The sequence below is a fragment of the Microbacterium sp. UBA1097 genome (assembly GCF_002313585.1).
GTDB lineage: Bacteria > Actinomycetota > Actinomycetes > Actinomycetales > Microbacteriaceae > Microbacterium.
Map to the genome: position 1 here is coordinate 143,346 of NZ_DCBW01000060.1, position 6,542 is coordinate 149,887.

The window sequence follows — 6,542 nt, forward strand, 5'->3', positions numbered from 1 at the left end:
GCGCCTCGGTGAACAGCGCGACGGTGTTCGCACCGTCCCCGACTCTGACGGTCACGATTGAGAGTCATCCCTCCGGCGACGATGTCCACCTGCATGCCGGCGGTCAAGGGGTCTGGCAGGCACGGATGCTCACACTGCTCGGAGTCGATGTGACACTGTGCGCGCTGCTGAGCGGCGAGAGCGGCCTCGTCATCCGGACTCTCCTTGAACGGGAGGGAATCACGATCGACGCCATCGAACGCGGTGACCGCGGCTCCGCCTACATTCACGATCGCCGGGATGGGGAACGTCGCACGATCGCTGAGCAGCGGGCGACGACCCCGGGCCGGCACGAAATGGACGAGCTGTACTCGCTCGCCCTCAGCCGGGGAATCGACACGGGCCTCGTGGTTCTCAGCGGTCCGCCCCACGACGAGATTCCCGTCGAGATCTACCATCGTCTGGCTTCGGACCTGCGTCGCGGCGGAGCGACGGTTGTGGTGGATCTCGCCGGTGAACGCCTGGATGCCGCGCTGCGCGGTGGCGTGAGCGTTTTGAAGCTCAGCGATGAGGAGCTTGCCGCCGATGAGGGCGACGGATCGACTGCTGATCTAGCGGAGCGGATGAGTGAGTTGCGCTCGCGAGGGGCGGAGACGGTGATTCTCACGCGGGCAAGTCAGCCGGCGTTGCTCCTGGATGCCGAGGGCCTCGCCGAGATCGCGGTGCCGCGGTTCGAGATCGCCGACCATCGCGGTGCCGGCGACTCTCTGACGGCCGGAGTCGTCGCGGGGATCGCGCGCGGCGAGACTGTTCGCGAAGCCGTGACGCTGGGCGCCGCGGCGGGAGCGCTGAACGTCACGAGGCACGGATTGGGCACGGGCCACCGTGATGCGATTGAGGGACTCCGTGACCAGGTGAGCGTTCGTGTCGTGGAGTCGGCTGCAACTCCTGCCGATGGCCGCGTCACACCCGATGACCTGGCCGCCATGACAACTCCGGAGCAGACCGGAAGGGGCCAGGAAGCCCCATGACCCGAATCCTCATCACCAACGACGACGGAATCGACGCCGACGGTCTCGCTCCGCTGGCGCGGCGGTTTCATCGAGCGGGATTCGACCCGGTGATCGCCGCGCCCGCAGCGCAGTCCAGCGGGTCGAGCGCCTCCATCATGGCGACGCAGTCTGACGGGCGGATCCGCGTGGAGCGACGTGAGCTCGCTGGCGCGGCGGGCGTGCCTGCGCACGCGGTGCACGCTGGACCGGGCTTGATCGCGCTCATCGCAGCGCGTGGCGCCTTCGGCGAGCCACCGAACGTCGTCATCTCAGGTATCAACCACGGCGCCAACGTCGGTCGCGCGATTGTGCACTCGGGAACAGTGGGTGCGGCGCTCACGGGGGGCCTGCACGGCGCGCGCGCGATCGCTGTGTCACTCGATGTCGGCTTCGCGCCGGAGACGTTCTGGTGGGAGAGCGCCGTCGAGGTGGTCGATCAGCTGCTGCCGTACCTCATGGACGAGCCGGCGGGCACGATCTTGAACGTCAACGTCCCGAATACCGAGCTTCCTCGTGGGATCGTGGAGGCAGAGCTTGCTCCGTTCGGCATCGTTCAGACGACGCTGGCCGAGCGGGATGAGCACCACATCAGTCTTGCCGTCGAGGACCTGCCGAACCGGCCAGAGCCCGGCACCGACGCGGCGCTTCTGGCAGACGGCTGGGCGACGGTCACCAGTATCGCCTCGGTCTCGGGCATGCCTCTGAGCCGCGCGCTAGCCTGATCGCCTCTGATCCGTCCCGCTCATGCAAGCGCGGGGTCGTCGACACCGAAGCGCCGCAGGTGGTCTGCCGCATGCTCCCGCCGACGTGCCAGGACCGCGAGCGCCTCGGCTCGTTCGCCCTCACCCATGCGGCACCGCTCGAGGACGTCGGCAGCGAGGGTGAATCGATCGATCTCATTCTGAAGCAGCATGTCGAAGGGCGTCGTGGTCGATCCCCGCTCCTGATAGCCACGCACCGACACACCAGCTGTCAGCGGTCGATCGAACAGCAACTCCTTGATGAGGTGCGGATACCCGTGGAACGCGAAGACGATCGGCACTCCGTCGCCGAACAGGGTGGTGAAGGCCTCATCGTCAAGGCTCTGCGGCTCCCCCGCCCGTAGGCGCAGCAGATCAATGATGGTGACCACACGGACGCGCGCGGATGGCACCAGCTCGCTCAGCAACTCACGGGCGGCATCCGCTTCCTGGGTGGGTACGTCCCCTGAGCAGGCCAGAACGACGTCCGGCTCGCCTCCGTTCTGACCGGCTCCGCTCTGTGCGTTACCCGCCCGGGGCAGGATGCCGACGCCATCCGCGACGAGCCGGCGGGCGGCGTCGAGGGAGAACCACTGGTTCTCAGGCTGCTTGCCCGCCACCACGACGTTGATCCGGCCGGGTTCGGTGAAGGCGCGCTCCATCGTGACCAGAAGCGTGTTCGCGTCGGGGGGAAGCGAGAGTCTCACGATGTCGGAGCTCTTGCGGGCAGCGAGGTCGAGGAAGCCCGGGTCCTGATGGGTGAAGCCGTTGTGATCCTGGCGCCAGACATGGCTGGAGAGCAGATAAGTGAAGCTTGCCAGCTCGGCACGCCATGGATAGGTGGCAGCGGCTTCCAACCACTTCGCATACTGATTGAACATCGAGTCGACGACGTGGACGAACGCCTCGTACGAGGTGAACAGCCCATGGCGCCCGGTGAGCACGTATCCCTCGAGCCATCCCTGGCACAGGTGCTCGCTGAGGATCTCCATGACCCGGCCCTCGGCCGCCAGATCTTTGTCGACACCGCGCTCTTGCTCGTTCCACTGCTTAGCGGTGGCGGGGAGCACGCCGTGCGCGAGCCGATTCGACCGCAACTCGTCGGCGGCGAAGATCCGAAAGTCGCGGGGGTTCAGCCGCACCAGTTCGCCGAGCCACTCGCCGAACACCGTCGTCGCCGACGCGCCACCCTCACGGTCTGCGCTCTGGAGAGCCTCGTCCGCCAGTTTCGGCATCCGAAGAACTCGTCGGCGCAGGCCGCCGTTCGCGCGCGGTGAGCCGCTCATCGTGGCCTCGATCGGCTCCGGGACCAGTTCCCGTACCTCTCGTGTGGGAACTCCGCGCTCATCGAAGAGCTCGTCGGGGCGGTAGGAGCGAAGCCATCGCTCCAGCTGTGCAAGACGGTCCGGTGACGACGCGACATCCTCAAGCGGGACCTGGTGCGACCGCCAGGTTCCCTCGACAGGCTCACCGTCCACCTCCTCGGGGCCGGTCCAGCCCTTGCGGCTGCGGAGCACGATCATGGGCCATCGCGGGGCCCGTGCGGACTCTGGCCCTCCCGCGCTGCGCGCACGACGCTGGATCTGCGCGATCAGATCGAACGCACGGTCCATCGCGTGGGCCATGACACTGTGAATCTCGACAGGATCGGTGGCGTCGCGAAGATCGACGATGATCGGCTCGTGACCGTGGCCACTCATGAGGTCACGCAGCTGATGCTCCGGCATCCGATCCATGACCGTGGGATTGTCGATCTTCCAGCCGTTCAGGTGCAGAATCGGCAGTACTGCACCGTCGGTCCGAGGGTCGAGGAAGCCGGCCGACTGCCAGGATGCCGACAGCGCTGCGGTCTCTGCCTCACCGTCGCCGATGACGCAGGCAACGACCAGGTCCGGGTCATCGAGAGCTGCGCCGTACGCGTGCACCAGCGAGTAGCCCAGTTCACCGCCCTCCTGGATCGATCCCGGGACGTGGGGAGATGTATGGCTTGGGATGCCTCCGGGCGCCGAGAATCGCGAGAAGAGCTCGCGCATGCCGTGCTCGCTCCGTGGCATGTCGGGGTAGGTCGCGCTCCAGGTCCCCTCCAGCCAGCTGACGGCGTTCATGGCGGGTCCGCCGTGGCCGGGACCGGCCACGAAGAGCATCTCTGTGCCGCGCTCGGCGATGATCCGGTTCAGGTGCGCGTAGACGAGCGTCAGGCCCGGAACGGTGCCGAAGTGACCCAGCAGTCGGGGCTTGATGTCCTCAGGCTCGAGTGGTCGCCGCAGCAGGGCGTTGTCGCACAGATAGATCTGTCCGACGCTCAGGTAGGTGGCTGCTCGCCACCACGCGTCGACGCGTGCGGCAGCATCCGTACGGGCGAACTCAGTGATCGCCGTCAGAGCTCCACTGTCCGTCACCGGCGATCTCGACGTCGTCGTCAGGCACCGGCACAAGCGCGATAGGAACGCCCGGAGAGAGCAACAGGTAGGCCTCGCGGCGCATGCCTTCGCCGTCGTTCACGCGAAGCCAACTCGGTCCATCCGCCGTCCCATCGACGACCTCTTGACGCACCTCCTCGAACTCACGGCCACCGACGCTGTAGAGCTCGCCGCCGTACACGATGTCAATGCGCTTCATTGTTCCCTCCGGGCACCGGGTCGCCTTCCTTGGGTTCGGGCACCACGTACAGGCCGGATGGGGAGTTCGCGGTGTAGGCGAGTGCTTCGACCCACGCCATGTTCAGTTGCGGGCGCCTGCCCCCGTAGAACTTGTAGACCAGTGAGCAGCGAGGATGGACCCACACGGTGGTGCGCCCGTCTCCGATGCTCGCGTCGTCCTTCCACGTGAAGTGGAAGGCCTCGTTACGCCTCAATTTCGTGCCGATGACCACCTGAAGGTGAGCCAACGTGCGGTCGTCGAAATCGACTTTGACGTTTCCGTCGTAGATGAACTTTCCCATTCCGCTCTTTCTCCCATGTGCGGATGTACCCGAATCATCGGGGCATCCCGTGGTGCGGATCGTGTGAACCTTCGCACGCCGAGCCCGAAAGCGCGAGGGTATTGACCAGGACCCCTCGTACCCCCTAAGGCACGTTCGACCACATCTTTCCCGCGGACGATGGCACGCTCCTGGCCAGCGCGCAACCCCCGACTCACTTCATCGACCCCGGCGTACCGTCGCGTCACGACGCGGGGAGGTCTCATGGTCGATTCTAGCGGCGCAGCATCGCCAGCACAGGTGGTATGGGCTATCCACCGCGCCGTCGCGATAGCCGTTCTGGCGCTGCTGACCTCCGCAGCATTCGCTGGCATCCTGCCCGGCTCGACGGTCTTCCTCGGCCTCCTGAGCGCAGACCCTCCCCTGACGTTGGCTCGCATCGTCCTCGTCGCCGTCCTGCTGACTGGCCTGCGTCATCCGGCGTCCTCGCTGCGAATACGCCTGCGGCTCGTCGGCATCGTGTTCGGCGTCATTGCCGCGATCGCCGTGATCGACCCACACGGGTTCGGGCTGCTCGCGCACGGGGTCCACCCGCCCGAGATCGCCGTTTCCGTTGCGCTGTGCGGGGTGACCCTGACCACGTCCTTCGTCGTCGAAAGGAAACGAAACACATGGTGATTCACGCCGCCGATCTCGGCATCCATCTCGACCGCGGCACCGGGCAGGCCATGTATCGCTGGCTCGTTGCAAGCATGCTCTTCGGCCGGCCGGTGCAGCAGTCCGTCGGCGCTGACGCGTACCGCGCCCTGATCGATCGCGGACTGACCAGCCCCCCGAAGTACGCCGAGCTCGAGCGCGAAGAGCTACGCGCCATCCTCGATGACGCCCATTACGCGCGGATCGACTACATCATGACCGATGAGTTGCACGAGGTCATGGCAACGATCGTCGACGAGTACGGAACAGTGTCGAAAATGGTGCGCACCAGCGGCGACCGCAAGGAACTGACTCGTCGGCTCACGGCGATGAAGGGCATCGGGCCGAAGACCGCCGAGATCTTCCTTCGCGATCTGCCGGAGCACGTGCTGCCCCGGTAGAGCCCTAGCGCCGCCGGGGCGGATGGTCAAGTCCCTCGGGGGCCCGCGGGTGTCCGCTTTATCGTCGCCGCATGACTTCGCACGACGCATCCCAGGATCCGCGGACCGCACACACCACCGACGATTTCCCCGAGCAGGAACAGCAGCAGCCGGGGCTCGAGACTGCGATGACTCCGACGCCGGACAATGGCGAGGATTCGTATGTGGGGCACGGCCGACTCGCCGGGCGGCGGGCGCTGATCACCGGCGGCGACTCGGGAATCGGTCGGGCGGTCGCGATCGCCTTCGCCCGTGAGGGCGCGGATGTCGCCATCGCGTCGCTGCCGGAAGAACACGAGGACGCCGAGAAGACAGTCGCGCTCGTTCGCGACGCGGGCGTCCGCGCTGCCTCGTTCAGCGGTGACGTTCGCGACGAGGGGTTCGCCGAGAAGATCGTCGCCGACACGGTAGCCGAGTTCGGCGGGATCGACATCCTGGTCCTGAACGCCGCTTACCAGCGCGACCGCGACAGTCTTGCCGAGCTCGAAACCGCCGAATTCGATCGGACGTTCCGCACGAACTTGTATGGCTTGCTCTTCTCGGCGCGCGCCGCCATGGAGCACCTGGATGCCGGTTCGGCAATCATCGTGACGTCGTCGATCCAGGCTTTCGACCCCTCGCCGGGCCTGCTCGACTACGCGATGACGAAGGCGGCGCAGGTTGCTTTTGTGCGCGCCATGGCGCAGGACCTCGGTCCCCGCGGCATCCGGGTCAA

Annotated in this window: 8 protein-coding genes; 5 read left to right on the forward strand and 3 right to left on the reverse strand. The window is 66.5% G+C overall.

Annotation, left to right across the window (positions count from 1 at the left end; translation table 11 throughout):
* The first annotated feature begins 8 nt into the window (after positions 1 to 8).
* Together B4F19_RS14640 and surE are read left to right on the forward strand one after the other, a co-directional pair.
* Entirely contained in the window at positions 9 to 1,010 is a 1,002-nt protein-coding gene (locus B4F19_RS14640; RefSeq protein ID WP_292735912.1) for a 1-phosphofructokinase family hexose kinase, read from the forward strand.
* Positions 1,007 to 1,753, forward strand: coding sequence for a 5'/3'-nucleotidase SurE (surE, locus tag B4F19_RS14645; RefSeq protein WP_292735915.1), 747 nt, complete (start codon positions 1,007 to 1,009; stop codon positions 1,751 to 1,753). The genes B4F19_RS14640 and surE overlap by 4 nt, the downstream gene beginning before the upstream one ends.
* 20 nt (positions 1,754 to 1,773) lie before the next feature.
* Here the strand turns inward: surE and B4F19_RS14650 are convergent, their stop codons facing one another.
* From B4F19_RS14650 to B4F19_RS14660, 3 genes are read right to left on the reverse strand one after another with little or no spacing between them, the layout of a single operon-like run.
* Positions 1,774 to 4,170, reverse strand: a complete 2,397-nt coding sequence (locus tag B4F19_RS14650; protein ID WP_292735918.1) for a phosphoketolase family protein — start codon at positions 4,168 to 4,170, stop codon at positions 1,774 to 1,776.
* A complete protein-coding gene (locus tag B4F19_RS14655) occupies positions 4,136 to 4,390 on the reverse strand; it encodes a hypothetical protein (RefSeq protein ID WP_292735922.1) in 255 nt (84 codons plus the stop codon). Before B4F19_RS14655 ends, B4F19_RS14650 begins: the two co-directional genes overlap by 35 nt.
* A complete protein-coding gene (locus B4F19_RS14660; RefSeq protein ID WP_292735925.1) occupies positions 4,377 to 4,712 on the reverse strand; it encodes an ATP-dependent DNA ligase in 336 nt (111 codons plus the stop codon). The genes B4F19_RS14655 and B4F19_RS14660 overlap by 14 nt, the downstream gene beginning before the upstream one ends.
* 243 nt (positions 4,713 to 4,955) lie before the next feature.
* Here B4F19_RS14660 and B4F19_RS14665 point away from each other — a divergent pair, with 243 nt between their 5' ends.
* The 3 genes from B4F19_RS14665 to B4F19_RS14675 all read left to right on the forward strand — a co-directional run.
* On the forward strand, positions 4,956 to 5,369 hold the full coding sequence (locus B4F19_RS14665) for a hypothetical protein (protein ID WP_292728528.1): 414 nt from the start codon (positions 4,956 to 4,958) through the stop codon (positions 5,367 to 5,369).
* Positions 5,363 to 5,788 (forward strand): hypothetical protein, encoded by a 426-nt coding sequence (locus tag B4F19_RS14670; RefSeq protein WP_292735927.1) that lies wholly within the window; start codon positions 5,363 to 5,365, stop codon positions 5,786 to 5,788. Before B4F19_RS14665 ends, B4F19_RS14670 begins: the two co-directional genes overlap by 7 nt.
* Positions 5,789 to 5,859: 71 nt before the next feature.
* Positions 5,860 to 6,542: SDR family oxidoreductase (locus B4F19_RS14675; RefSeq protein ID WP_292735930.1), on the forward strand; the 683-nt coding region annotated here is incomplete at its 3' end.